The organism is Psychrobacter sp. T6-1, from assembly GCF_052258445.1.
Genome location: NZ_JBQQFC010000522.1, coordinates 1 through 1135, shown reverse-complemented (window position 1 = coordinate 1135; position 1135 = coordinate 1). Strand labels below are relative to the sequence as shown.

Annotated in this window: 1 protein-coding gene; it reads right to left on the bottom strand. The window is 43.5% G+C overall.

All coding sequences use genetic code 11. From position 1 onward, the window contains the following. Positions 1–62: 62 nt before the first annotated feature. Positions 63–974 carry a biotin--[acetyl-CoA-carboxylase] ligase gene (locus ACTXGO_RS14285; protein WP_443574982.1) on the bottom strand — a complete coding sequence of 304 codons (912 nt, stop codon included), beginning with the start codon at positions 972–974 and terminating at the stop codon, positions 63–65. Positions 975–1135: the final 161 nt, after the last annotated feature.

Below are 1135 nucleotides of genomic sequence, written 5' to 3'. Positions count from 1 at the left end.
CCCTTTTAACCGCTCTCGTTTAATGGTGCTTTTGCGAGAGCAGTATTCGTTATAAGTACCCTTTAAACTTCATTTATTACATCAAGGCGACCGGTAAAAATGGTGCAAATACTAGCGTCATCTTGGCGTAATTGCAAACAGCCATTACTATCTATACCGCAGGCGTGACCTACGATTTTGTGTTCTTGAGCGCGGTGAGTTTGCGTGACGCATACTTTTAGGTCTGCTAGCGCATCTACCGCCTCAAACTGCTGTATAAAATCATTTAAATAGTGTGGGTTGATGCTAGCACGCTCAAGCGCTATTTGCGCAAAACAAGTCATCGCTGACAACAGAGCATCGCTCACTTGCTCGTAAAGAGTTATCAAACTCGGTATGTCATTATTATTATCTGTCTTAACCAATTGCTCAATGTCTTGCAAGCTTATTGCTTGATAACTCATACCTTCAGCAGTTTTTGCGGTGAGCGTAGGCGTAGTTGCCACATTTAGACCGACGCCGATGACAACGCCCAACATTTTGCCATCGCGTAATACCGGTTCTATTAATATCCCTGCCAGTTTGCTAAAAGGCGTCACCCTTTTATCTAGAGTGGTATCAACGCTTTGCTGGGCATAAAAGCCCAAATCATTAGCCCATTTGACACCGATAGGAGTTAAGTTTTGCCTTATTAGCTGCTCATTTATCATTTCTATCACAGGCATAGTAGCCAGCTTTACGCCTACAATTAACGATAGCAGTCCGCTGACAGGCGCTTGATACGGATGATATAGAGATAAATACACATTGCCTGCTGGCGACTGCCATGAGCGCTGATGCTGTCCGCGCCCACCACTTTGCATCTGCGCGGTCAAAAGATGTACTTTGTCACCGTCCAGAGTACCTGCTTCTATGTCTGCTATCAGCTCGCTATTGGTTGAGACGCTACTTGTAAGGTGACGATGATTAAGGTTGGATAATAAGCTAGATAACATAGCGGATACGCTCGTAAGTTTCGTCAGCATTTAAAAAGGGTGGCGTCAGTATTATCATGCAACTGTTTTTAATATGGTAAATTAAATATAAAACTGTCGTGTAAGTTTAAACGCGCTACTGGTATAAATTTTACTTGCGTGCTGTGCCTACGCCGCTTGAT